At 67.4% G+C, this 23,149-nt stretch carries 20 protein-coding genes; 18 read left to right on the top strand and 2 right to left on the bottom strand.

Annotated features, from left to right (window positions below):
• Nucleotide 1 precedes the first annotated feature (1 nt).
• Both N911_RS0112915 and N911_RS0112920 read right to left on the bottom strand, forming a co-directional pair.
• The gene (locus N911_RS0112915; protein ID WP_029897830.1) at nt 2-1,132 is read right to left on the bottom strand and encodes an FtsX-like permease family protein; all 1,131 of its coding nucleotides are present in this window, start codon (nt 1,130-1,132) and stop codon (nt 2-4) included.
• Complete coding sequence (locus tag N911_RS0112920; RefSeq protein WP_035105526.1) at nt 1,129-2,181, bottom strand: SDR family oxidoreductase; 1,053 nt, start codon at nt 2,179-2,181, stop codon at nt 1,129-1,131. Before N911_RS0112920 ends, N911_RS0112915 begins: the two co-directional genes overlap by 4 nt.
• Before the next feature lie 442 nt (nt 2,182-2,623).
• On the opposite strand from N911_RS0112920, the gene prsT reads away from it, so the two are divergent.
• From prsT to N911_RS0113010, 18 genes are all read left to right on the top strand, one after another.
• Entirely contained in the window at nt 2,624-5,284 is a 2,661-nt protein-coding gene (gene prsT, locus N911_RS0112925; RefSeq protein ID WP_035105528.1) for an XrtA/PEP-CTERM system TPR-repeat protein PrsT, read from the top strand.
• 12 nt (nt 5,285-5,296) lie between these two features.
• Nucleotides 5,297-6,658 (top strand): TIGR03013 family XrtA/PEP-CTERM system glycosyltransferase, encoded by a 1,362-nt coding sequence (locus N911_RS0112930; RefSeq protein WP_029897836.1) that lies wholly within the window; start codon nt 5,297-5,299, stop codon nt 6,656-6,658.
• Between the two features lie 30 nt (nt 6,659-6,688).
• A complete protein-coding gene (locus tag N911_RS0112935) occupies nt 6,689-7,513 on the top strand; it encodes a polysaccharide biosynthesis/export family protein (RefSeq protein ID WP_029897839.1) in 825 nt (274 codons plus the stop codon).
• Nucleotides 7,514-7,621: 108 nt separating this feature from the next.
• Complete coding sequence (locus tag N911_RS0112940; protein ID WP_051694376.1) at nt 7,622-9,154, top strand: XrtA system polysaccharide chain length determinant; 1,533 nt, start codon at nt 7,622-7,624, stop codon at nt 9,152-9,154.
• A gap of 19 nt (nt 9,155-9,173) precedes the next feature.
• Nucleotides 9,174-9,974 carry an XrtA-associated tyrosine autokinase gene (locus N911_RS0112945; RefSeq protein WP_029897842.1) on the top strand — a complete coding sequence of 267 codons (801 nt, stop codon included), beginning with the start codon at nt 9,174-9,176 and terminating at the stop codon, nt 9,972-9,974.
• 12 nt (nt 9,975-9,986) lie between these two features.
• The gene (locus tag N911_RS0112950; RefSeq protein WP_029897844.1) at nt 9,987-11,222 is read left to right on the top strand and encodes an XrtA/PEP-CTERM system-associated ATPase; all 1,236 of its coding nucleotides are present in this window, start codon (nt 9,987-9,989) and stop codon (nt 11,220-11,222) included.
• A gap of 164 nt (nt 11,223-11,386) precedes the next feature.
• Entirely contained in the window at nt 11,387-12,634 is a 1,248-nt protein-coding gene (locus N911_RS0112955) for a TIGR03016 family PEP-CTERM system-associated outer membrane protein (protein WP_029897846.1), read from the top strand.
• A gap of 97 nt (nt 12,635-12,731) precedes the next feature.
• A complete protein-coding gene (locus tag N911_RS0112960) occupies nt 12,732-13,625 on the top strand; it encodes an XrtA system polysaccharide deacetylase (protein ID WP_051694378.1) in 894 nt (297 codons plus the stop codon).
• 13 nt (nt 13,626-13,638) lie between these two features.
• Nucleotides 13,639-15,042 carry a phenylacetate--CoA ligase family protein gene (locus tag N911_RS0112965; RefSeq protein ID WP_035105531.1) on the top strand — a complete coding sequence of 468 codons (1,404 nt, stop codon included), beginning with the start codon at nt 13,639-13,641 and terminating at the stop codon, nt 15,040-15,042.
• Nucleotides 15,039-16,199, top strand: a complete 1,161-nt coding sequence (locus tag N911_RS0112970; RefSeq protein WP_035105533.1) for a glycosyltransferase family 2 protein — start codon at nt 15,039-15,041, stop codon at nt 16,197-16,199. The genes N911_RS0112965 and N911_RS0112970 overlap by 4 nt, the downstream gene beginning before the upstream one ends.
• Nucleotides 16,199-17,335: a glycosyltransferase gene (locus tag N911_RS0112975; protein ID WP_237559977.1), complete on the top strand. Its 1,137-nt coding sequence runs from the start codon at nt 16,199-16,201 to the stop codon at nt 17,333-17,335. Before N911_RS0112970 ends, N911_RS0112975 begins: the two co-directional genes overlap by 1 nt.
• A complete protein-coding gene (locus N911_RS19035) occupies nt 17,332-17,736 on the top strand; it encodes a glycosyltransferase (protein WP_051694382.1) in 405 nt (134 codons plus the stop codon). The genes N911_RS0112975 and N911_RS19035 overlap by 4 nt, the downstream gene beginning before the upstream one ends.
• A 17-nt stretch (nt 17,737-17,753) precedes the next feature.
• Nucleotides 17,754-18,224 carry a glycosyltransferase gene (locus N911_RS19040; protein WP_272913357.1) on the top strand — a complete coding sequence of 157 codons (471 nt, stop codon included), beginning with the start codon at nt 17,754-17,756 and terminating at the stop codon, nt 18,222-18,224.
• Nucleotides 18,221-18,403, top strand: a complete 183-nt coding sequence (locus N911_RS18905) for a hypothetical protein (protein WP_029897860.1) — start codon at nt 18,221-18,223, stop codon at nt 18,401-18,403. The genes N911_RS19040 and N911_RS18905 overlap by 4 nt, the downstream gene beginning before the upstream one ends.
• The gene (locus tag N911_RS0112995; RefSeq protein WP_051694384.1) at nt 18,400-19,329 is read left to right on the top strand and encodes a glycosyltransferase family 2 protein; all 930 of its coding nucleotides are present in this window, start codon (nt 18,400-18,402) and stop codon (nt 19,327-19,329) included. The genes N911_RS18905 and N911_RS0112995 overlap by 4 nt, the downstream gene beginning before the upstream one ends.
• A complete protein-coding gene (locus tag N911_RS0113000) occupies nt 19,326-20,501 on the top strand; it encodes a glycosyltransferase (protein ID WP_029897864.1) in 1,176 nt (391 codons plus the stop codon). The genes N911_RS0112995 and N911_RS0113000 overlap by 4 nt, the downstream gene beginning before the upstream one ends.
• Nucleotides 20,498-21,298 (top strand): polysaccharide deacetylase family protein, encoded by an 801-nt coding sequence (locus tag N911_RS0113005; RefSeq protein ID WP_051694386.1) that lies wholly within the window; start codon nt 20,498-20,500, stop codon nt 21,296-21,298. The genes N911_RS0113000 and N911_RS0113005 overlap by 4 nt, the downstream gene beginning before the upstream one ends.
• 43 nt (nt 21,299-21,341) lie before the next feature.
• Entirely contained in the window at nt 21,342-23,042 is a 1,701-nt protein-coding gene (locus N911_RS0113010; RefSeq protein WP_029897867.1) for a GNAT family N-acetyltransferase, read from the top strand.
• Nucleotides 23,043-23,149 lie beyond the last annotated feature (107 nt).

Below are 23,149 nucleotides of genomic sequence, written 5' to 3' on the forward strand. Positions count from 1 at the left end.
CTCATCGCCCCTTGAAGACCAGCATGGGGTCGGTCTGGGTGATCTTGTTGATGGAGACCAGGGACGCGCCCAGGCACATGGCCAGGGTGAGGAAGAACATCCCCCCCACCACGGGCCAGGGCAGGCGGATGAGGGCCTCGGCGTTCTGGCTGAGCCGGGCCACTCCCAGGCTGGCGGCCATGCCCAGCAGGTAGCCCCCCACCGCGCTGATGACCGCCTGGGCGATGAGGATGCGGTAGATGTACGCGTTGGGCGCGCCCACCGCCTTGAGGGTGGCGAATTCCGGCAGGTGGTCCATGGTGGTGGCGTAGAGTGTCTGGGCCACCACCACCATGCCCACCACCAGCCCCAGGAAGGCGGCGATGAGCAGGGCCATGCCCGCGCCGGTGCTGAGCATCCAGTAATTGATGGTTTTCAGGCTGAATTCGCCCGTGGTGAAGACGTCCACGTCGTCCACCCTGGCCAGGATGCGTTTCTTGAGCTCACTGGAGGAAACGCCGTCGGCGGCCTCCACCAGGATGTAGACCAGCTGGTCCTCCTGGACTGTGGAGTACTCCAGGGCGTTCTTGAAGGAGGTGAAGACGTAGGGGGAGGTGGTGAAGGAGCGGATGCCGTGGGTGAAGGCCACCACCCGCGCCCGCTTGTTGGCGATTTCGGCCGAGTCGCCCAGATCCACCACGCCCAGCTTCTCGGCGTACAGCCTGTCCACCACGATGGTGTCGCGGATGTCCAGCCAGTCCGTGTTCCCTTCCACCAGGTTCCACGGCCCGCCAAGCCCCTTCTCCAGCTCGTAGCCCACGATCTCGATGGATTCCAGGTCGCCGTTGGGCTTTTTCCAGTTGGCGAACTGGATGATGAGCTTGCCGGTGCGCGCCACCCCGGGCACGGCCATGACCAGGTTGTTGGTGCGCTCCTCCATGGGCAGGGCGATGTCGAAGTTCTTAATGCCGCGCGAGGCCACCCACACGTCCGCCCCGGAGTTGTCGATGACTCCGGAGATGGTCGTGGTGAAGCCAATGAACAGCCCCAGTTGCACACTTATGAGCACAACCGCGAAGATGACCCCGATGAGGGTCACAGCGAGCCGAACCTTGTCGTGGACAAGGTTGCGGTACGCCAGAGGTACGATCACCGCATCACCGCCTCCGCTCCGGACAGGGACGGGAGATACCAGTCGGCGGCCTTTTGCAGTCCCTGCCGTACATCAAAGGCCGGTTCGTATCCAAGCAAAGAGCGTGCCTTGCTTATGTCCGCCAGGGAATGCCGCACGTCTCCCGGGCGTTCCGGCCCGTATTCCGGCTCCATGTCCAGCGCGGAAGGACGCACCTGGCCCACGATTTCTCGAATGAGTCCGAACAATTCGTTGAGCGAGGTGCGCTGGCCGAAGGCCACGTTGTACACCTGCCCGTGGGCCTCGGGGTTGGGGCAGCGGGCGGCCAGCAGGTTGGCCTGCACGGCGTTGTCCACGTAGCAGAAGTCGCGGCTGGTCTCGCCGTCGCCGTTGATGACCGGCCTCTCCCCGCGCAGCATGGCCGCGAACCAACGGGGGATGACCGCGGCGTACGCCCCGTCCGGATCCTGCCTGGGACCGAAGATGTTGAAGTAGCGCAGCCCGATGGCCTTGAAGCCGTAGCAGGACTGAAAGACCTCGGCGTACAGCTCGTTGACCAGCTTGGTCACGGCGTAGGGGGAGAGCGGACGGCCGATGGTGTCCTCCACTTTGGGCAGGTCAGGATGGTCGCCGTAGGTGGAGGAGGAGGCGGCGTAGACGAAGCTTTTCACCTCGGCGTCGCGGGCGGCCACCAGCATGTTCAGAAAGCCGTCGACGTTGTTGGCGTTGGTCAGGGCCGGGTCCTCGATGGAGCGGGGGACGCTGCCCAGCGCGGCCTGGTGCAGCACGTAGTCCACCCCCTCGCAGGCTCGGGCGCAGGTGCCTGGCTCGCGGATGTCCCCCTTGATGAATTGGAATCGCGCCCGCTGGGACGCGCCCACCCCGTCCAGGGCCTCCTCCACATTGATGAGGTAGCCGGTGGAGAGGTTGTCCAGCCCCACCACCTCCTGATCCAGGCGCAAGAGCGTTTCCACGAGATTCGATCCGATGAAGCCGGCCGCCCCGGTGATCAGCCAGCGAGCTGGCCGGTCCGAGCTGAGGAGAAGAAGATTTTTTTCCGTAATGTCCATGCATCCCTCTCTGCGGTTTGGTTCACGCGGGTTGTTCAAGAAGCGTGCAAGCCGGGGGAAGCGGTCGGGCAAACCAGCCCATTCGAGTTAAAATCGTGTGCTTCCAGCTGGTTGTCTTGCCACCCTTCCAGGCTGGGAGCCTGTCGGGGGCGAACCGAGGGTGCGGAAACGTCCCGGTGGTGTCCGGGGAAAGTATTTCGCGGGCGGACTATTCCGAAAAAACCGGACAAGCGGGGGGTGGTCGGAGGGGGCAGCGTGGGGGCTGTGTGTTCTACTAGCTTGAAATGTTTATTTTTATTTTGCCAGCGGATGCTGGCACGCATTTCGCTCAAGAGGGGGACAGGCATCGGGCCCGGCCGCCGTGACGCGGCTTGGGGACGAAGAGAACAGGCCGGCCCTCCTCGGCCGGCAATCGGGGAAACAACCTGGGGAGAGTGAACTCGTGTTCAGAGCAAGAACCTTTCTCGCGGCCGTATGCGCGGCCTTCCTGCTTCTGGCGGCCGGATGCGGCCAGGACAAGGCCTCCCTGTACGAACAGGGCCGCGAAATGCTGGAAAACGGGGACTACAACGGGGCCATCGTGCATCTCAAGAACGCCCTGGAGAAGGACCCCAATCTCGAGGACGCGCGCTTCGACCTGGGCCGGGCCTACATGGAGGCCGGGAAGTTCGACCGGGCCGAGGCGGAATTCAAGAAGGCCCTCCTCCTGGATCCCTACGACAAGCGGGTCAGCCTGCATCTGGGCCGCATAGAGAACTCCCGCCGCAATCCGGACAAGGCGAGGGAGCACATCCGCGAATACCTCGAGGAATACCCGGAGGACGCGGCCGGGTACGAGCAGTTGGCCTACGCCTACTCGGTGGACGGCCGGCCGGAGTTGGCCGTCACCCAGCTGCGCAAGGCGCTGGAGCTCGAACCGGACAGGACCTCGGCCCGTCTGGGGCTGATCCACACCCTCATGGACATGGGCGAGAACCGCGCCGCGGGGAAAGAGGTGGAGATCATCCTGACGGACGATCCGGACAACCGGGCGGCGCTGCACGCCAAGGCGCAGCTGGAGAGTCAGGAGGGCGACCTGGACGCCGTGCTGGCCACTTACACCCGCATCGGTTCGGCCCACCCCGGGGACCTCTACGCCCGCTACAAGGCGGCCACCCTGCTCGGAGATCGCGGCGAACTGGACGAGCTGAACAAGACCGCCGAAAAGATCATGGCCGAGTACCCCAAGAAGGCCCAGGGCTACAAGCTCAAGGGACAGTACCATTTCAAGACGGGCAACTACGAGGAAGCGGTCAACTCCCTGCGCGAGGCCATCAAGATTCAGCCCGACCTGGAGTCGTACTACCTCCTGGGCCTGGCCTTCTCCCAGCTGGGCAACCTGGAGATGGCGGTCAGCCAGCTCAACACCGTGCTGGACTACAGCCCCGAATTCACCAAGGCCCGCCTGCTGCTGGCCGAGGTGCTGGTGCGGCAGAAGCGCGGCGACATCGCCTTGAGCGAAGTGGACAAGGTGCTGGAGTCCAATCCGGCCGATCCGGCCGCCCTGGCCCTGAAGGGCGACGCCCTGCTCTCCATGAACCGCAACCGCGAAGCCCTGGAGTGGTTCGACAAGGCCGCCGAGCGGGCCCCGAAGATGTACCAGCTGCACCTCAAGAAGGGCATGCTGCGGGTGGTCATGGGGGAGCACGAACAGGGCGAGGTAGACCTGCGCCGCGCTGTTGAGGAGGCTCCCGAGGTCAACGCGCCGCGCCTGGCCCTGCACGCCCTGCTCAACGGCCAGGGCCGCGCCGAGGAGGCCGAGGCGGTGCTGCGCGAAGGGCTGGGCGGCGGCAAGAGCGACGCCACGCTGCTCAACGCCCTGGCCGGAATGAAGATCCGCGCCGGAAAGCCGGATGAGGCGGAGCGCCTCATGGCCCAGGCCAAGGAGGCCGACCCGGATTTCCTGCCAAGCTACCACGGCCTGGCCACCACGTATCTTTCCCGGGGCGACAAGGAGAAGGCCCTGGCCGAGTACCAGGCCGCCCTTGAGCGCGCCCCGGAAGACCTCAAGTCACTGCTGGGGGCGGCGGCCGTGCTGGATATGCAGGGCGAGACCGTCCGTGCCGGGGAGTACCTCCGGCGCGCCGCGGACGGCGGCAGCGAGCGCGGGATCACCACCCTGGCCCGCTTCCACATGCATCACGACAAGCCGGCCGAGGCCCTGACCATCCTGGAGGAGGGCATGGAGCTGCACCCGCACTCCAAGAGCCTCCAGCTGCTCAAGGCCGAGGTCCACTTGGCCATGGACGATTTCGACAAGGCCATGGCCGAGTACTCGGCCATTGAAACCCGCGACCCCTGGCTGGGCCTGCTGCACAAGACCCGCGCCCTGGCCTCCCGGAAGCGCTTTGGCGAGGCCGAGGACATGGCCCGGCAACTGGCCCAGGTGAAGCCGGACAACGGCTTCTCCTACCTGCCCCTGGCCCTGGTGCTGGAACTGAGCGGCCGGCGAGACAAGGCGGATGAGGTGCTCCAGCGGGCCATGGAGACCGATCCGGACAATGTGGAAGTGATCATGGCCCGGGCCAGGCTGAGCAGGGCGCAGGGCCGTCTGGACGAGGCCGAGAAGCTGTACGATCGGGTGGTCGAGCGCGATCCGAAGAATCCGGACGCCCTGACCAACAAGGGCGTGCTGCGCCAGATGCAAGGCGACGAGAAGGGCGCGGAGCGGGCCTATGCCCTGGCCGTGCGGGCCGATGCGGACTACGTGCCGGCCCTGAACAACCTGGCCATGATCTACGCCGACATCGAGGGCAAACGGGACCTAGCCTACAGAATGGCTGTCAAGGCCTACTCGGCCGCCACCGGCAGCCCCGGCGTCGCCGACACCCTGGGCTACGCCATGCTGCGCAACGGCCGCCCGGAGGAAGCCCTGAAGATGTTCAACCGCGCCCTTGAAGGCGCGCCCGAGAACCCCACCATCCACTACCATCTGGCCCTGGCCCACATCGAGTTGGGCCAGACCGAGCAGGCCGTGGCCAGACTGGACGAGGCCCTGCGGGTCCCCGCCTTCCCCGATCGGGACGAGGCCGGGCGTCTGCTGGACTCCCTGCGGAACAACTAGGGAGGGACGGACATGAAAGGACTGCTGCTGCGACACTTCGCCACGGACACGCTGCTGGCGCTGCTGGCCCTGAGCGCGGCCACCCTGGCCCTGGCCGGGGGGGTCGAGGACCTGCTGCAACGCGGCATTCTGCCGGACGAGTCGGTGCGATTCCTGCTGGTGGCCGTTATTCCCTCGGCTCTGCTGGGCATGTTCGTCCGCGAGAGCAAGCCGTTCGAGCGGCTGATGAAAGGGCTCATCGGCGGCCTGTCCGCCTTCGCCGTCTCCCTGGCCGTACTCTTCCTGCTGGATTCGGTCCAGGCGCTCAGTCCGGACCGGCTGGACTCCATGCTCATGGCCCTGATCCTCTTCGCCGCGCTGAAGATGCTGGTGGCCCTGGGAGCGCGGCTGCGCGGCAATCTGCCGGGAATGGCCAAGCGCATCCTGGTGGTGGGCAGCGGGCCCCTGGCCGAGCAGATGGGCAGCCTGGCCGCCCAGAGCGGCGAACGCTTCCGCTTTCTGGGACGCGTGGACTGCCCGGGCTGCGGCGACAACGCCTGCTCCGACGGCGGCGAGGACACCTCCCGGCTGCTGCGCGTGGCCAGCAACTTCATGGCCGACAAGGTGGTGGTCTCCCTGGCCGAGCGGCGCGGCGTGTTCCCGGTGCGGGAGATGCTCTCCTGCAAGCTGAGCGGCATCGAGGTGCTGGACGCCCCGTCCTTCTACGAGCAGGTCAACGAGAAACTGCTCATCGAGAACATCACCCCGAGCTGGTTCATCTTCAACCCCGGCTTCCGAATCAACCCCATCAAGCGCTTCAACAAGCGGACCGTGGACATCCTTCTGTCCCTGGTGGGCATCGCCGTCGCCCTGCCCGTCATCCCCTTCGTCATGCTGGCCATCAAGCTGGACTCGCCCGGACCGCTGCTGTTCAGCCAAGTGCGTGTGGGCCGGGGCGACAAGCCCTTCACCCTGCACAAGTTCCGCACCATGCGCCAGGACGCCGAATCCGGCACCGGCGCGGTCTGGTCGCAGCCCGACGACCCGCGCATCACCCCAGTGGGACGCTTTCTGCGCAAGTCGCGGCTGGACGAGCTCCCGCAGCTGATCAACATCCTGCGCGGCGACATGAGCCTTGTGGGGCCGCGTCCGGAACGCCCGGAGTTCGTGGCCAAGCTCAAGGAGCGCATCCCCTATTACTCGGAGCGGCACTACGTGAAGCCGGGCTTAAGCGGCTGGGCGCAGGTGCGCTACCCCTACGGCTCCTCCGTCGAGGACGCCATCGAGAAGCTCCGCTACGACCTCTACTACGTCAAACACCTCTCCCTCTGGCTGGACCTGCGGGTCATCATGCGGACGGTGTCCGTGGTCCTGCTGGGCAAGGGCGGGAGGTAGAAAACCATGTTCAAGAAAAGGGAGAAACCCATGAAAAGGAATGCGTTGCTTTCGCTGGCCGCGGGGTGTCTGATTTGCTTCATGGCGGGTCTGCTGGCCCCCTCCGCCGCATCGGCACAAGGGGATTACGTCATCGGAGCCGGCGACCAGCTGGCGGTCTCGGTCTGGGGGGAGGACGCCCTGAACTTCTCCGCCCTGGTGCGGCCCGACGGAAAGATCACAGTGCCCGGGGTGGGCGACATCAAGGCCGAGGGACACACTCCGGCCGAGTTGCGCGACGTGCTCAAGGAGGAGCTGAGCAGCCTGGTGCGCGACCCCTTCGTCACCGTCTCCATGGAGGAAATCGTCAATTGCAAGGCCTACGTGGTGGGCGGGGGCGTGCAGCCCGGCGTCTACGACCTGCGCCAGCGGACCTCCCTGCTACAGCTTCTGGCCTCCCAGCCCCTGGGCGCGGCGGACCTCAGCCGGGCCTACGTGGCCCGGAGCGGCGAGAAGATCCTCACGGACTTCCGCAGCCTCTACCACGAGGGCGACCTCAGCCAGGACATCAGCCTGGAGCATAACGACATCGTTTTCATCCCCGGCCAGCGGGAACCCTTCGTCTACGTCCTGGGCGCGGTCATGGCCCCGCAGGCGGTTCCCTACCGCGACAGCATCACCGTGCTGGACGCCATCCTGCAAAGCGGCGGCTACAACAAGTTCGCGGACAAGGGCGACACTGTGGTCGTCCGCCGCAACGGCGAGGAAAAGGACGTCATCAAGATCCAGGGCGACAAGCTCATGGAAGGCGAGCTGGAACAGAATCTGGTGCTGGAGCAGGGCGACTACGTCATCGTGGACGAGAGCTACTTCTAGACACTGGTCTGACCCGGAAAAGAACACACACGTGCGCATTGCCGATCGGGCGGGGCGGGGGAAGCGCCGCCGGACGCACGCACCCCAGCGAAAGGCGGATAACGAGACATGAACGTCGGCAACTACGGATTCAAGGACTACCTCAAGGTGGTCTCTCGCCGGAAAGGGCTCTTCATGCTGGTGGCCCTGGCCGTCATGAGCTGCGCCCTGATGGTCAGCTACCTGCTGCCCAAGAAGTACGAGGCCCAATCCACGGTATTCATCGAGCAAAGCGTTGTCTCCGACCTGGTCAAGGGCATCGCGGTGACGCCGTCCATGGACTCCAAGGTCAAGGTGCTCAGCTTCACCATGCTCAGCCGCAGCATGCTCATGGACGTGCTGCGCAAGCTGGACAAGGACGTTACCCTTTCCAACCCTTCTGAGCGCGAGGCTTACATCGAGAGCCTGCGGCAGCGCACGAGCATCGTCATCAAAAAGAAGGAAGGCGTTTTCTTCGTCTCCTTCCGCGACTCCTCCCCGGAGTTCGCCCGCAACTACGTGAACATGCTTACCCAGACCTACATCGAGAAGAACACCGCCTCCAAGCGCGAGGAGTCCATGGAGGCTACCCGGTTCCTCTCCGAGCAGATCGAGGTCTTCAAGAAACGCATGGACGCGGTGGACAAGGAAATCGACCAGTACAAGAGCAAGCACGGCATGGTCCTGGCCCTCAACGAGGGCAGCCTGAGCCGCGACATCGACCAGGCCCAGAAGCGCCTGGAGGAACTGCGGCTGCAGCGCATGGGGCTGGAGGCCAAGCGGCGTTCCCTCATGGCCCAGTCCCCCAGGCGGCAGAAGATCGCCAATCTCGAGGGCGCCCTGGAGAGCCTGCGCAGCCGCTACACCGAGAACCATCCGCAGGTGATGCAGGTGCAGAGCCAGCTGGAGGCCCTGCGAGAGGGCGACGACGACAAGGCCACCCTGGCCTCGAACGACCGCGAGGCCCTGGAGATGACGAGCATCCAACTGGAGTCCGTGCGCAGGCAGGAAGCCCAGCAGGAGAAGATCATCGAGGAGAGCAAACAGCTCCTTCGGGAGATTCCCGCCATCCAGAGCGGTTTGCAGGAGCTTCTGCAGCGCAAGGAGAACGAGCAGCGCATCTACGACCAACTCGTTTCCCGCTACGGCCAGTCCGAGGTCTCCAAGCAGATGGAGCTGGAGAACAAATCGGTCAGTTTCCGCATTATCGACCCGGCCATCCTGCCCAAGGCGCCCGTCAGCCCCAACCGGGCCATGATCATCTCCGGCGGGGCCATGGCCGGACTGGGGCTGGCCTTCGCCCTGGCTTTCCTGCTGGACCTGCTGCGCGGGGCCATCAAGTCCCCGTCCGAGTTGAAGGAGTTCGGCCTGCCGGTCATGGGGGTCATTCCCAGGATGACCATCCCGGAAGAAGAGCGGCGCCGCAAGCGAATCGAGTTGGGCATGTACATGGCCGGAGGCACCTGCGCCTCGCTCATCCTGGCCGTGGCCATCAGCGAGGCCCTGGGCGCGTCCTTCGTGGACCAGCACCTGGGCGTCCATCTGCGGGGCGCGCTGCACGAAATGACCGAGCCCGGAGGTAGCGTCCGGACCTTCCTGAACAGCCTGGCCAACCGCTTCTAGCCAAACGAAAGGAGCACGCATGAGCCGCATTGAAGAAGCCCTGGCGCGTGCCGGGCGGGACCGCATTTCCCACGGCGGGGGCTCCGGATCGGAGCGCACGCGCCATGAAAGCACCCTTCCACCCCTGCATTGTCCCGAGGACATGTGTGTCCCGGAGCCGCGCCTGGTGGTGGTCAACTCGCCCTTCTCCCAGCAGGCGGAGGAATACCGCAAGCTCAAGGAGGCGGTGGTCAAGAAGACCAAAGGCGAGTCCTTCCGCAACCTCATCATGGTCACAAGCCCCAGCGCCGGGGACGGCAAGAGCGTCACGGCCATCAACCTGGCCGCCAGCCTGGCCCAGGAGTACGACCATACTGTGCTCCTGGTGGACGCCGACCTGCGCGCCCCCGCCTGCCACAAGTACCTGGGCATCGCGCCCTCGGAGGGCCTCTCCGACTGTTTGGTGGACGGCAAGGATATCGGCTCCGCCCTCATCAAGACGGGTATCGGCCGGCTGGTATTCCTTCCGGCTGGCAGGACCATCCCCAACCCGTCGGAAGTATTCGCCTCCAAGTCCATGAAGCGCCTCATCCAGGAGGTGAAGCAGCGCTACTCCGACCGCTTCATCATCATCGACACCCCGCCGGTGATGCCCTTCGCGGAGACGCGCACCCTCTCCAGCCTCATGGACGGGGTGTTGATGGTGGTTCGCGAGGGCAAAAGCTCCATGGGCGAGGTGGAGTCCTCGCTGCGCGCCCTGGGCAGCAACGTGCTGGGCCTGGTCTACAACGAATCTTCCGAGTCGGAATCCACCGCCTACGGCTACAAGTACTACGGCTAGCGGAGAGCGATCTTGTACGAGGAATTCTTCGGACTGGCTGAAAAGCCCTTCACCCTGCTGCCCACGCCCAAGTTCCTGTTCCCCAGCAGGGCGCACCGCAAGGTGCTCACCTACCTGCAGCACGGCATACGGGAACGGGCCGGGTTCATCCTGCTCACCGGCGAGGTGGGCTCCGGCAAAACCACCATCATCCGCGAGATCGTCAAGAGCCAGCTCACCGATCTGACCCTGGCCAAGGTGTTCAACACCAAGGTCGACTCGCACCAGCTCCTGTGCATGATCAACGACGACTTCGGGCTGGAGACGCGGGACAGGGACAAGGCGACACTGCTGCGCGACCTCAACGAGTTCCTCATCAACGAGTACGCCGCCGGGCGGCAGGTGGTGCTCATCATCGACGAGGCCCAGAACCTCACTCCGGACCTTCTGGAGGAGGTGCGCATGCTCTCCAACCTGGAGACGGAGAGCGGCAAGCTGCTGCGCATCATCATGGTGGGCCAGCCGGAGCTGCGGGAGACCCTGGCCCGGCCGTCGCTTCTGCAGTTGCGGCAGCGCATCCAGATCAACTGCCACATCGACCCCCTCTCCGAGGAGGAGGTGGAGGAGTACATCCTCTACCGCCTGGAGCGGGCGGGCAACCGGGAGGCGCTGCGCTTCTCCCCCGGGGCCATCCGGGCCATTCACTCCTACAGCCGGGGCATACCCAGGCTGGTGAACATCCTCTGCGACTACATCATGATCGACGCCTACTCCGCCGAGACCCGGGACGTGGAGGAGGAGTCGGTGCACGAGCTGGCCCGCGATCTCTCCTTCGAGTCCCACTACTGGGAGGGAAGCGGCGGGAAGGACGCGGAGAACGGCGAGGAGGCCGTGGCGGCCCTGACCGGCGGCAATGGAGGACGGCCGTCGTCTGCCGCCTCGCGGCGCGCGGGGGGAGGCAACCACTTCAAGGCCAAGCTGCACGGCCACCTCCTGTCCCTCAGCCGCCGCCTTTCCCTGCTCGAGGAGGAGGCCAACCGCTGCGGGCAAGGCCAGATCGTGGAGTTGTCGGAGCGGGTGGACAAACTGGAGAAAACCCTGGAGCGGCACATGGAGGAGTGGAGGCGTCCCCTGCGCATGGAGGAGAGGCCTCGCGAGGAACCCGCCGTGTACCAGCGCCCCATGGGGGCCGCCCCCCCGCCCGCGTCCGAGGAGCCCAAAAAGAGGGGAACCATGCGTCTTGTATGGAAATTCCTGTGGGGGGAGTGAAACAGTGACGCGTACTTGCGGCGGACGGGGCTTCCCAGGAGCCGAAAGATGGGGTATTGCCCTCGGCGAGCAGGGTTTGTATCGCGTGGCGAACGGGGTTTGCGCGCCGTCGGCCGGCGATGTCGCGCCCACCCGAGCCACGGCCAACGAACAGGGACCTTTGCATGCGGTATCCTCTTTTCTGCGCTGCGCTACTCTTCCTTCTCCTGCCCGCTTCAGCCCTGGCGGAGACCCTCTTCGACTTCTCGCTGGGCGTGGCCGAGGAGTACATCTCCAACGTCAACGAGGCCCCCAGCGGCGAAGGGGAGGAGGACTACGCCACCTCCCTCCGTCCCACGGCCTCCTTCCTCTACGAGAAGTCGCGCCTTCTGCTGGAGGCGGACTACTCGGCATCCTTCATCTACTACGCCCTGCAGAACAGGGAGGACGAAGCGATCCACAACCTTCAGGCCCACGGGCTGCTGGAGGCGGTGGAGGATTTCCTCTTCCTGGATGTGACCGAGAGCGTGCGGCAGGTGAACCGCGACGTGACCAGGGGCGAGACGGTGGAGGGCGACACCACGGAGCGCCAGGTCACGCAGAACACCTTCGCCGCCTCGCCCTACACCCTAATCCGGCTGGGGCAGCGGGGCGAGGCCAAGACCGGCTACCGCTTCTCGAAGATCTCCTACTTCGATGGCGAGGGCGAGGGGCGCACGGAGCACCAGGGCTTCACCGACCTGACCTACGAGATGACCGGGCGGCTCACCAGCCTGGGCGGCTACTCCCTGACCCGTTCCGAGGCGGACACCAGGGACTACACCCGGCACCTGGCCTACCTGGGCGCCAACTACGCCTATGCCGAGGATTCCTCGGCCTACTTCAAGGCCGGGCCGAGCATCATCAACTACAGCGACCAGGAGGACAGCACCACACGCTTCTTCTGGAATGCCGGCCTGACCCACGTCATGGGCTCCGTGACCGCCTCGCTGGACACCGGCCTGGACTACGAGGACGATCCGCTGGCGGACACACCCACGGTCACGAAGTACGCCGGGCTGACGGTGAGCAAGAACTTCGAACGCTCCACCGCGGCGGTATTCACCCGCGTGGAGGACTACGACAGGGACGTCGCTCCGGAAAACACGGTTTCCTCCGCGGACGCGGACACCGGCAGGCACTACGTGGTGGGGGTGCGCGGCACGCACCAGCTTTCCGAACGGTGGAGCGCCAACGCCGACGCCCGCTGGGACCTGCAGGACCGCGACGTCAACGACGTCACCCGCTGGTACACCGGAGTGGGGCTGAACTACGAGATCGGCCACGGCTTCACCGCCGGAACATGGTACCGGCTGAAGCTGGTTTCAGGGGACCGGGAGGAGGACAAATACAACGTCAACCGCGTGGGGGTGCAGCTGACCAAGCACTTCTAGCCTCCGCCGGGTCCCTTCCGGGGACCGCCGGACCGCGCCTTCCCTCGCGGGCACACCGCGCCGAGCGCGCCGAAGAGGGGAACAGGGGAGGTCCGGCATGAACAACGCACTGACCATCGACGTGGAGGACTATTTCCACGTCACCGCCTTCGAGGGGACGGTCCAACGCAAGGACTGGGACTACTACCCCCTCCGCGTCGTAGACAACACCCACCGTGTCCTCGACCTGCTGGACGAGTTCGGCCGCCGGGGCACCTTCTTCGTCCTGGGCTGGGTTGCCGAAAAGGCCCCCGAACTGGTGCGGGCCATCGCCCGCCGGGGTCACGAGGTGGCCTGCCACGGCTACGGTCACGAACTGGTCTACACCCTCTCCCGCGAGGACTTCCGCCGGGACGTCACCTCCGCCAAGTCGCTGCTCGAGGACATCCTGGGGCAGCCGGTCACGGGCTACCGCGCCCCCAGCTACTCCATCACCGAGCGCTCCATGTGGGCTCTGGACGTCCTGGTGGAGGCGGGCTTCACCTACGACTCCAGCATCTTCCCCATTGTGCACGACAACTACGGCGTGCCCCACGCCGAGCGGTTCCCGCACGTCATCGAGCGCGAGGCGGGAAGTTTGGTGGAGTTTCCGCTGACCACCCTGCGGACCAGGCTGCTGGGCCGGGAGTTCAACCTGCCCATCGCAGGGGGCGGCTACCTGCGCCTGCTGCCGGCTTCGCTGGTGGCCAGGGGGATCAAGCGGATCAACCGGGCGGAGCGGCAGCCGGCCGTGCTCTACTTCCACCCTTGGGAAGTCGATCCGGACCAGCCCCGCATCAAGGCCGGGCTGAAATCCAGCTTCCGCCATTACCTGAACCTGGACAAGACGGAAGACAAACTGCGCCATATGCTCTGCGCCGTGCCCTTCGGCACCATGCGCGCGGCCATCGCGGAGTGGAGCGAGGCGCGGCAAGCGTGCCCCGCGGCCGAGGCAGCCGCGGAAGCCACCTAGAGGGGAGTGGAGCATGCGGGAAGTCAATCGCGGCGACATCTATTCCCGAGTGGTGCGTCACGTGGTGGCGCCCATGTGGGCCGCCTGGGAAGGCTCGCCATACCTGAAGCACCTGGCCCGGCTGCGCCGGGCGCAGTACCGTACCCTGGAAGAAGTCAAGGCGGACCAGTTCCGGCGGCTGCGCGAACTGCTCTCCCACGCCTACGCCCACGTCCCCTACTACCGGAGCCGGTTCGACGCCGCCGGGGTGCGGCCGGAGGACGTGGCCTGCCTGGACGACCTGCGCCGCCTGCCGGTGCTGACCAAGGACGATATCCGGGCCAACCGCGAGGCCATGGTGGCTGACAACGTGCCCGCCGACAGGCTGCACCCGCGCAAGACCTCCGGCTCCACCGGCGTCTCCCTGCAATTCTCCGTGGACGATGACAGCATGCAATGGAAGCGCGGCTGCACCTACCGCCACGACGAGTGGGCGGGCTGGCGGCTGGGCGAGCGGGTGGGGCTGGTCTGGGGCAACCCGGAGTACAAGGGGTCCTGGCGCGGCTGGCTGCGCAATGCCCTGTTGCACCGGGGCACCTACCTGGACACCCTGCGCATGGACGACGAGGCCATGCGCGACTTCCACTCCCGGATCATGCGGGAGAAGCCCACGCTGCTCTTCGGCCACGCCCACTCCCTGTACCTCTTCGCTTGCTTCGTGCGCGACAACGGGCTGGAGCCGCCCAGGCCCAGGGGCGTCATCTCCACGGCCATGGTGCTGCACGACTACGAGCGGCGCGTGGTGGAGGAGACCTTCGGCTGCCGGGCCACCAACCGCTACGGCTGCGAGGAGGTGAGCCTCATCGCCTGCGAGTGCGAGGCGCACCAGGGGCTGCACGTGAACATGGACACCCTGGTGGTGGAGTGTTTGCGCGACGGCCGTCCGGCCGAGCCGGGCGAGACCGGCGCGCTGGTGGTCACCGACCTGACCAATTACGGCATGCCCTTCATCCGCTACCTGGTGGGCGACACGGCCCGCATGGCCGCCGATCCCTGCTCCTGCGGCCGCGGCTATCCCCTCATCGAGTCCCTGGAAGGGCGCATCGCCGACTACGTGCGCACTCCGGAAGGGGAGTACGTCTCCGGCATCTCCCTCACCGAAAACTTCGCCATGGTGCTGGAAGGGGTGAAGCAGATGCAGATCGTGCAGGACCGGCTGGACCACCTGGTTTTCCGGGTGGTTCCGGGCGAGGACGGCAACCAGGGCTTGGAGGCGGACATCGCCTCCCTGGTGGAGCAACGCTTCGGCAGGGGCATGGAGCACCAGGTGGAGTACGTGGACTCCATCCAGTCCGAGGAATCCGGTAAGTACCGCTTCTGCATCTCCAAACTGGACGCGGCCCAAGCCTTCCGGGCCGGAGAGGCGGCCAGGCAATGACCGCCCTGCTTCTGGCCATTCCCCTGGCCGGCCTGACCCTGGCCGTGGCCTACCTCTGGCTCATGGCCCTGGCGGGCCTGCGCCGCCCGTCCGCCCGGGTGGAGGCGGCGGGCGAGTCCCTGCGCTTCGCGGTGGTGGTCCCGGCCCATGACGAGGAGGAGACCATCGCTCCCACCCTGGCCAGCCTGCACGCCATGGACTACCCGGCGGACTCCTTCCAGGTGGTGGTGCTGGCGGACAACTGCACCGACGACACCGCCGGGACCGCCCGCCGCGCCGGGGCGCGCTGCATCGAGCGCACCGCCCCGGATCGCCGAGGCAAGGGGCAGGCCCTGCGGCACGCCTTCGACATCCTGCTGGGCGAGGACGTCCAGGCCGTGGCCGTGGTGGACGCGGACACGGTGGTGGAGCCGGATTTCCTGCGGGCGGCGGATGCCCGGCTACGGGCGGGCGAGCGGGTGGTCCAGGCGCGCTACGGTGTGGAGAACCCGGACGACACGGCCCTCACCTACATGCTGGCCGTGGGCAACGCCATCGAGAACGACCTCTTCCTGCGCGGCCGGGAGCGGCTGGGGCTGCCCTCCATCCTGCGCGGCAACGGCATGGCCTTCGGCGCGGAGCTGCTGCGGGAGCACCCGTGGGAAGCGGGTTCCGTGGTGGAGGACACCGAATACTCCCTGGACCTGCTGCTGGCCGGAGTGCCCACCCGCTTCGCCGGGGAGACCGAGGTGCGCGCCCCCCTGCCGCGCACCCTGGAGCAGGCCGCCTCCCAGCGCGTGCGCTGGGCCTCGGGCAACAGCGGGGTGGCCCGCCGCAAGGCGCGCGATTTGCTGGCCGAGGGACTGCGCAGAGGGCGGCCGGAGCTTCTGGACACGGCCTTCTGCCTGGCCATCCGTAGCAAACCGCTTTTGCTGCTGGCCTCTTTTCTCCTGGCCGGGGCGAGCCTGCTGGCGGGCGAGCACGCCCCCTGGGCCGTGACCCTGGCCGGGCTGCTGGCGGCCTACATGGCGCTGGGCATGGTGGTCATGGGGCTCACCCCCGCCCGGCTGCGGCTGGCCCTGGCCGCCCCCTTTTCCCTGGCTTGGCTCACGGCGGTCTCCCTGCTGGGGCTGACCGGCTTCCGGGGCGGGCAATGGACACGCACGGGGAGGGCCTGATGCCGCGAATCGCCCATCTCATCGCCACCAATTTCTACGGCGGGCCGGAGCGGCAGATTCTCTGGCACGCCCGCCACCTGTCCAAGCGCGGCTACCAGCCTCTCATCGTCTCCTTTCAGGAGCACGGCAAGGAAAACGAGCTGCTGCTGGCGGCCGGGCGGGCAGGGGTGGACCACCGGGGCCTGAAGGCGCGAAGCCCCTTCCATCCCGGTTCGGTGTACGAGCTGGCCCGGCTGCTGCGACGCGACGGCGTGCGGGTGCTGGTCACGCACGGCTACAAGGCCAACGTCGTCGGGCGGCTGGCCTCCTGGCTGACCGGCATCCCCGAGGTGGCCGTTTCCCGGGGCTGGACCGGGGAGAACGGCCGGGTGCGGCTCTATGAGAAGCTGGACAAGCTCTTTCTGCGGCTGGCCGACCAGGTGGTGGCCGTGTCCGGCGGGCAGCGCGAGAAGGTGCTGGCCTGCGGCGTGCCCGGGGAGCGGGTCTGCGTCATCCACAACGGCATCGACCTGGAGAGTTTTCCCGGCCCCTGCGAGCACAGCGTGCGACGGGAGCTGGGCGTGCCGGATGATGCCCCCTTCGTGGTCTCCGCGGGCAGGTTGAGCCCGGAGAAGAACCATATGGGCTTCATCGAGGCCGCGGGCATGGTGCTCACGGAACGCCCGGACACCCGCTTCGCCGTGTTCGGCGAGGGGTTCCTCCGGCCTGAGCTGGAGCGGGCGGTGGCCGAACTGGAACTTGAGGACCGCTTCTTCCTGCCCGGCTTCCGGCCGGACGTGCGCTCGCTGCTGCACGAGGCGGACGTTTTCGTGCTGCCGTCCCACACCGAGGGCCTGCCCAACGTCATCCTGGAGGCCTTCGCCTGCGGCAAGCCGGTGGTGGCCACGGCCGTGGGCGGCACGCCGGAGGTGGTGCGGCACGGCGTGGACGGCTTCCTGACCAGGCCGAACGACCCCGGCGCACTGTCCGAGGCGTTGCTGGCGCTCATCGACTCCCCTGAATTGCGGGCCGAAATGGGTGGCAACGGGCTGAACCACGTGCGCGAGCGATTCGACTTCGCCGACCAGACCAACCGCTACCTGGAGCACTACCAGCGGCTGCTGGAGACCAATTCGCGCGGGGAGGGCAGGGCATGAGTGGCCGGGAGAGGGAAGCCCCCTTCATCACGGTGGTCATGCCGGTGCGCAACGAGGCGCGCTTCATCGAGGGAACACTTTACAGCCTGCTGGAGCAGGACTACCCCGGGGACCGATTCGAGATCATCGTGGCCGACGGCTTTTCCGACGACGGCACCCGGGACATTGTTTCCCGGCTGGCCGGGAGCCATCCCCAGGTGCGGCTGGCGGACAACCCGGGCCGCCGCTCCAGCGCCGGGCGCAACGTGGGCTTCCGTCTGGGGCGGGGCGACTACTTCCTGGTGGTGGACGGCCACTGCCACATTCCCACCACCGGCCTGCTGGCCCACCTGGCCCGCATCTTCCGCGAGACGGGAGCGGATTGCCTGGGCCGCCCCAACCCCTCGACCCGCCCGACCTGACCCCCTTCCAACGGGCTGTGGCCGAGGCCCGGGCCTCGCGGTTGGGGCACGGCGGTGGCTCCCTCATCTATTCCGGCTACGAGGGCTACGCCAGCCCGGTGAGCAACGGCGCGGCCTACAGCCGCCGGGCCCTGGACCGGGTGGGGCTGGTGGACGAGTCCTTCGACGCCTGCGAGGACGTGGAATTCAATCACCGGGTGGAGCGCGCGGGACTGCGCACCTACACCAGCCCGGCCCTGACCGTGCGCTACTACCCGCGCGAGTCCTTTTCCTCCCTGCTGCGGCAGATGGTCCGCTACGGCGAGGGGCGCTGCCGCTTGTGGCGCAAGCATCCCTCCAGCCTGTCCGCCACCACCCTGGTTCCGCCCCTGTTCGCGGCAGGAGCGGCGGCCGCTCCGGTCGGCCTGGCCGCCTCCGCCATCGGCGCGCTGCCCATGTGGCTGGGCGCGGCCCTGCCGCCGGGCTGGCCGCCTACGCTCTGTTGGTGACGGTCCAGAGCCTGGCCCTGGCCAAGAGGCTGGGCCGCTCGGCCGTCTGGCTGCCGCTCATCTTTTCGGCCATCCACGCCGGACTGGGCGCGGGCTTTTTGCGCGAGCTTGTCCGGGGGGGCGGCCGCGCCGAATCCGGCCCCGCCCGCCAGCCCGTGGGCGAGGAGGGCGGCACGTGAGCCTGGTTTCGGTGGTCGTCTCGGCCTACAACTACGCCGCCTACATCCCCCAGGCCCTGGACTCGGTGCTGGCCCAGACCCACGCCGACCTGGACGTGGTGGTGGTGGACGACGGCTCCACGGACAACACCGCCGAGGTGGTGGCCCGCTACCTGTCCGACCCCAGGGTGCGCTACGTGTACCAGGACAACGCCGGGCAGGCCGCGGCCAAGAACCGGGGACTGCGGGAGAGCGCCTCCGACCTGGTGGCCTTTCTGGACGCGGACGACGTCTGCCTGCCCACGCGCATCGAGAAGCAGCTCCGCCTCTTCGACGACCCGGACGTGGGTGTGGTCTACGCCAAGCGGGTGCTCATCGACGCCCTTGGCAAGGAGTCGCCCTTCAACCATCCCCCCCTGTACCGGGGCTGGGTGCTGGACCGCGCCTTCGTGGACAACTTCATCTGCTTTTCCTCCTCCATGGTGCGCAAACCGTTCTTCCTGCGGGCCGGGGGGTTCGACGAGTCCATGGCCATGGGCATCGACTACGACCTGTGGATACGCATGGCCGCCATCTGCGCCTTCGACTACGTGGACGAGGAGCTGGTCAAGTACCGGGTGGGCCACGGCAACATGTCCACCAATACGGAAAAGCGGCTGCGCTCGGCCTGGGATATCCAGGAGCGGAACCTGCGCGATCCCGAAGTGCGGCGCAGGCTGCGGCCCGGCACCGTGGGCGAGGCCCGGGCCTGCCTGCTGCGCACCTACGGCAAGCTGCGGGCCGCCCAGGGCAGGCCTCTGGCCGCGCTGGGCTTTTTCGGGGCCTCGCTCTCGCGCCGTCCCTTGTGGGCCGGAACCTGGCGGGCCATGCTCCGGGCGGCCATGCCGCAGCGGGCGGTGGACCTGTACAAGGGACTGCGGCGGCCGAAGGAGGCGCGGGGCTCGTGAAAACGCGCGTCTGCCTGCTCATCGACACGGTGTATTCCCCGTCCGGGGGGACGGAGAAGCAGCTCCTCCAGCTGCTGCGCCACATGGACCGGGACGAATTCGAGCCCAGGCTGTGCGTGCTGCGAAACTCGGATTGGCTGCGCCAGAGGTTCGACCTCGCTCCCCTGGACGTGCTCGGCCTGGACAGCTTTCGCCGCCCGAGCGGCTGGGCCGGGGTGCTGCGGCTGGCCTCCCTGCTGCGCCGCCACCGCATCGACGTGGTCCACACGCATTTCCGCGACGCCTCCATCGCGGGCATTCCGGCGGCCAAGCTGGCCGGGGTGCGCGGGGTGGTGGCCGCCCGCCGCAACCAGGGCTACTGGATGACCCCCCTGGAACTGCGCCTGCAGCGGACCCTCAACCGCTGGGTGGACGTCTTTGTGGCCAACTCGGACAGCACCCGGCGCTGGTGCCGGGAGACCGAAGGCGTGCCCACTGAACGGGTGCTGGTGGTCTACAACGGCCTGGACCTGGCAGCCTTCGACCCGGCGGACGCGGGTGGCCGGGAGGCCGTGCGCCGCGACCTCGGCATCCCGCCGGACGCGCCCGCCGCCTGCATCGTGGCCAATATGCGGCCGGTCAAGCGCATGGATGTTTTTCTACGCGCGGCGGCCCGGGCGAGGCAGAGCGTGCCCGGCGCGCGGTTCGTGGTGGTTGGGGACGGCCCCCAGCGCGGTGCAATGGAAGCCCTGGCGAGGGAACTGGAACTGGACGGCTCGGTCATCTTCCTGGGCAACCGGAACGACGTGCCCCGCCTGCTCCCGGCCATGGACGTCGGCGTGCTGGCCTCGGACTCCGAGAGCTTTTCCAACTCCGTGGCCGAGTATATGGCCTCGGGGTTGGCCGTGGCAGCCACGGACGTGGGCGGCTGCCGGGAAGCCCTGGGAGAGGAGGGCGTCGGGGCCATCGTGGCCTCGGGCGACCACGCGGCCCTGGGCGAGGCCCTGGCCGGGCAACTGCTGGACCGTCCGGCCCTGCTGCGGGCCCGGCGGGACAATCCGGCCCGGGCGGCCGAGCTCTTTTCCCTGTCCGAGTGCGTGAGGGCGCACGAATCCGTGTATCGTCGTCTGGCGGGCAACGACGTCGCGAGCGAAGCCGCGGACTCGGCCGCCCCGGCGGGGAGGGGCGCGTGAGGGCGCTGAAGGACATGGTGCTGTGGGGATTCGTCTACCTGTGGTCGCCCTGCCGCAACGCGGTCCGCTCCCTGTTCGGCCGCTCCCATGCGGTCATCATCAACTACCACCGGGTGAACGACGCCCACCGCGACACCGTGAGCGTGGGGGAGGAGCAGTTCCGGCGGCAGATGCGCATCCTCAAGCGCAGGTGCCGGGTGCAGGACATGCATAGCTTTTTGGAGGCGCGGGGCGAGAAACGCCGCCGCACCGTGGCCCTGGTGACCTTCGACGACGGCTACGACGACAACTACGAGGCGGCCAAGCACCTCCGCGAGGTGGGCCTGCCCTGCACGTTCTTCGTGACCACCCGCAAGGTTGGAACGGAGGAGGGCTTCGCCCACGACCTGAAAAAGCTGGGCCGGGCCGTGCCCACGCTCAGCTGGGACCGTGTCCGGGAAATGCGGAAGTGGGGGTTCGGCATCGGCAACCACACCGCCACCCACCCCAGGCTCTCCACCCTGGACACGGACGAGGCGCTTGGGGAGATAGCCTCCGGCATGGAGGACCTGCGCCGGGAGGTCGGGGCGAACTGCGGCGAGCGGTGGTTCGCCTATCCCCACGGCAGGCCGGAGGACATCAGCGACGAGGTCCGCCGGCGGCTGCCGGAAATCGGCGTGGAGTGCTGCTTCTCGGCCTACGGCGGCACCTGCCCGCCGGACTTCGACCGCTTCGACATCCGCCGCCAGGGCGTCCACCACGCCTTCAGCGACCTGTACTTCAAGGCCCTGGTCGAGGGGTGGCGGGTCCGTTCGTGAATCAGTCGTCCCGGGGTTCCGGGGCGGATTAGGGGGAGTGGCAATGCGGATTTCCGTTCTGGAGGGAAGCCGGGCTGAAGAATTCCTGTTCGACGAGGATGCCGAACGGGCCTGGCGGGATTTGCTGGACGCCTGCCCGTGGAGCACGGTCTATCAGGACGTTCCCTTCGTCAGGACGTGGTGCGAGACCTACCGCGACGAGTGGGAGCCCGTGGTGGTCCTGGGCGGCTCTGTGGAAGATGGCCTGGACGGGCTTCTCCCGCTGGCCAGGGCGCGCGGCGACGGGCGGCTGGTCCCGCTGGGCGGCCGCGAGGCCGAATACCAGGGCTGGATAACCCGGCCCGGCGAGGCCGAGGACTTTCCGCGCAAGGCCTTGCACGAGGTGAACGGCCGGTTCCCCGGTCGCGACCTCGTCTTTCGCTACCTGCCACCCGCCACCCCCCTGCAGTGGCTGGACAAGGGCGGCAACGGCTTCAGGTGGAGCGCCACGGAGTGGATGCGGCCCCTGGTGCGGGACCCGGCGCACCGCGCGGACAAGTCCCTGCGCAAGAAAAGCAACAAAAGCAGATTGAAGCAGATGGCCCGGCACGGCGAGGTCAAGCTGGACCGCATCCGCGACGGGGCAGAACTGCGGGGGCTGCTTGCCCAGCTGGCAAGCTGGTGCGACCTGCGCCACGGCGCCTGGCACGGCGCGCTGCCCTTCGAGCGGGACGCGCTGAAGGGGCCTTTCCTCTGCTCCCTGCTGGACGCGGGCGTGCTGCACGGTTCGGTGCTCACCGTGGGCGGGGAGCCCGCCTCCATCTATCTGGGCTGTCTGGGACGGGGGACCATGCACCTCGGCGTCATCGCCCACACCCCCTTCCTGGCCAAATACTCCCCTGGCAGGTTCCACCTGTACCTGCTGGCCCGCATGCTGGGCGAGGAGGAGGTGCCCGTCCTGGACATGACCCCGGGCGAGGATCCCTACAAAGAGCGCTTCGCGGACAGTTTCGACGGCGTGCGGGAGCTGACCGTCCACGGCGGATTGTCCTCCTTCCTTCGGGACAGGTGCGCGGCCAGGGCGCGCAAGGTGGCCAGGAAGGCGCTGGAGCGCGCGGGCGTGGAGCCGGAGCGGGTCAAGGCGTTCCTCGCCAGGGCTCGGCGGGTGCGGCCCTCCAGCATTCCGGCCGAGCTGGTCAGGCGGATGCGCCACAGACTGTGGCGCGACGCGGAGTACCGCATCTATTTCTACGACCTCGCCGCCAACCGTCCCGAGCCGGGCGGCGAGGAGGTGGAGGCCGACTCCATCCCGGCCGTGCTCTCCTATCGACCCGAGGAGGCCTGGCAGACCAGGGAAGCCTTCCTGCGCCAGACCATCAAGGCGCTGGAGAACGGCCACCATATCTACACGGTCAGCGATGCCGAGGGGCTGGTTCACTACGGCTGGGTCTGCAAGGAGAGCGAAGGGACATTCGCCACCGAGGTGGGCCAGGAAATCCGTTTTCCCCGGAAATCCCACTCCCTCTGGAACTCCTACACCGCACCGCGCGGCAGGGGGAAAAAGCTCTACCAAAAGACCATGCGCCAGACATTGTACGACCTCCGCGCCAAGGGCTGCGACGGGCGGGTCTACGCGGGCGTCCTTTCGGACAACCACGCCTCGCGGCACGTGGTGGAGAAGGTGGGCTTCACCTACGAGCGCTCGGCTTTCGAGCGGGTGCGCTTCGGCCGGACGACCAGGTGGCAGGAGGACCCACCGGAGTAGGAAGGTTCTCCCGGGCGGCCGGACAATCCGGCCGCTCCCGGACTTGTCCGCTCCGGCCGCGTATGTCCGGGCTGGACGATTCCGGGAAAACCGGACCGCATGGCTCC

Origin of the sequence: Desulfohalovibrio reitneri (assembly GCF_000711295.1) — a bacterium.
Taxonomy (GTDB): domain Bacteria; phylum Desulfobacterota; class Desulfovibrionia; order Desulfovibrionales; family Desulfovibrionaceae; genus Desulfohalovibrio; species Desulfohalovibrio reitneri.

Bases quoted from the DNA above. Each gene is read 5' to 3' on its own strand.
- N911_RS0112940 (WP_051694376.1), top strand. From the start codon at position 7,622: ATGAACGTCGGCAACTACGGATTCAAGGACTACCTCAAGGTGGTCTCT.
- N911_RS0113010 (WP_029897867.1), top strand. From the start codon at position 21,342: ATGCGGATTTCCGTTCTGGAGGGAAGCCGGGCTGAAGAATTCCTGTTC.
- N911_RS0112960 (WP_051694378.1), top strand. From the start codon at position 12,732: ATGAACAACGCACTGACCATCGACGTGGAGGACTATTTCCACGTCACC.
- N911_RS0112935 (WP_029897839.1), top strand. From the start codon at position 6,689: ATGAAAAGGAATGCGTTGCTTTCGCTGGCCGCGGGGTGTCTGATTTGC.
- N911_RS0112975 (WP_237559977.1), top strand. From the start codon at position 16,199: ATGCCGCGAATCGCCCATCTCATCGCCACCAATTTCTACGGCGGGCCG.
- N911_RS0112945 (WP_029897842.1), top strand. From the start codon at position 9,174: ATGAGCCGCATTGAAGAAGCCCTGGCGCGTGCCGGGCGGGACCGCATT.
- N911_RS19035 (WP_051694382.1), top strand. From the start codon at position 17,332: ATGAGTGGCCGGGAGAGGGAAGCCCCCTTCATCACGGTGGTCATGCCG.
- N911_RS0112965 (WP_035105531.1), top strand. From the start codon at position 13,639: ATGCGGGAAGTCAATCGCGGCGACATCTATTCCCGAGTGGTGCGTCAC.
- N911_RS0112930 (WP_029897836.1), top strand. From the start codon at position 5,297: ATGAAAGGACTGCTGCTGCGACACTTCGCCACGGACACGCTGCTGGCG.
- N911_RS0112970 (WP_035105533.1), top strand. From the start codon at position 15,039: ATGACCGCCCTGCTTCTGGCCATTCCCCTGGCCGGCCTGACCCTGGCC.
- N911_RS0112955 (WP_029897846.1), top strand. From the start codon at position 11,387: ATGCGGTATCCTCTTTTCTGCGCTGCGCTACTCTTCCTTCTCCTGCCC.
- N911_RS0112920 (WP_035105526.1), bottom strand. From the start codon at position 2,181: ATGGACATTACGGAAAAAAATCTTCTTCTCCTCAGCTCGGACCGGCCA.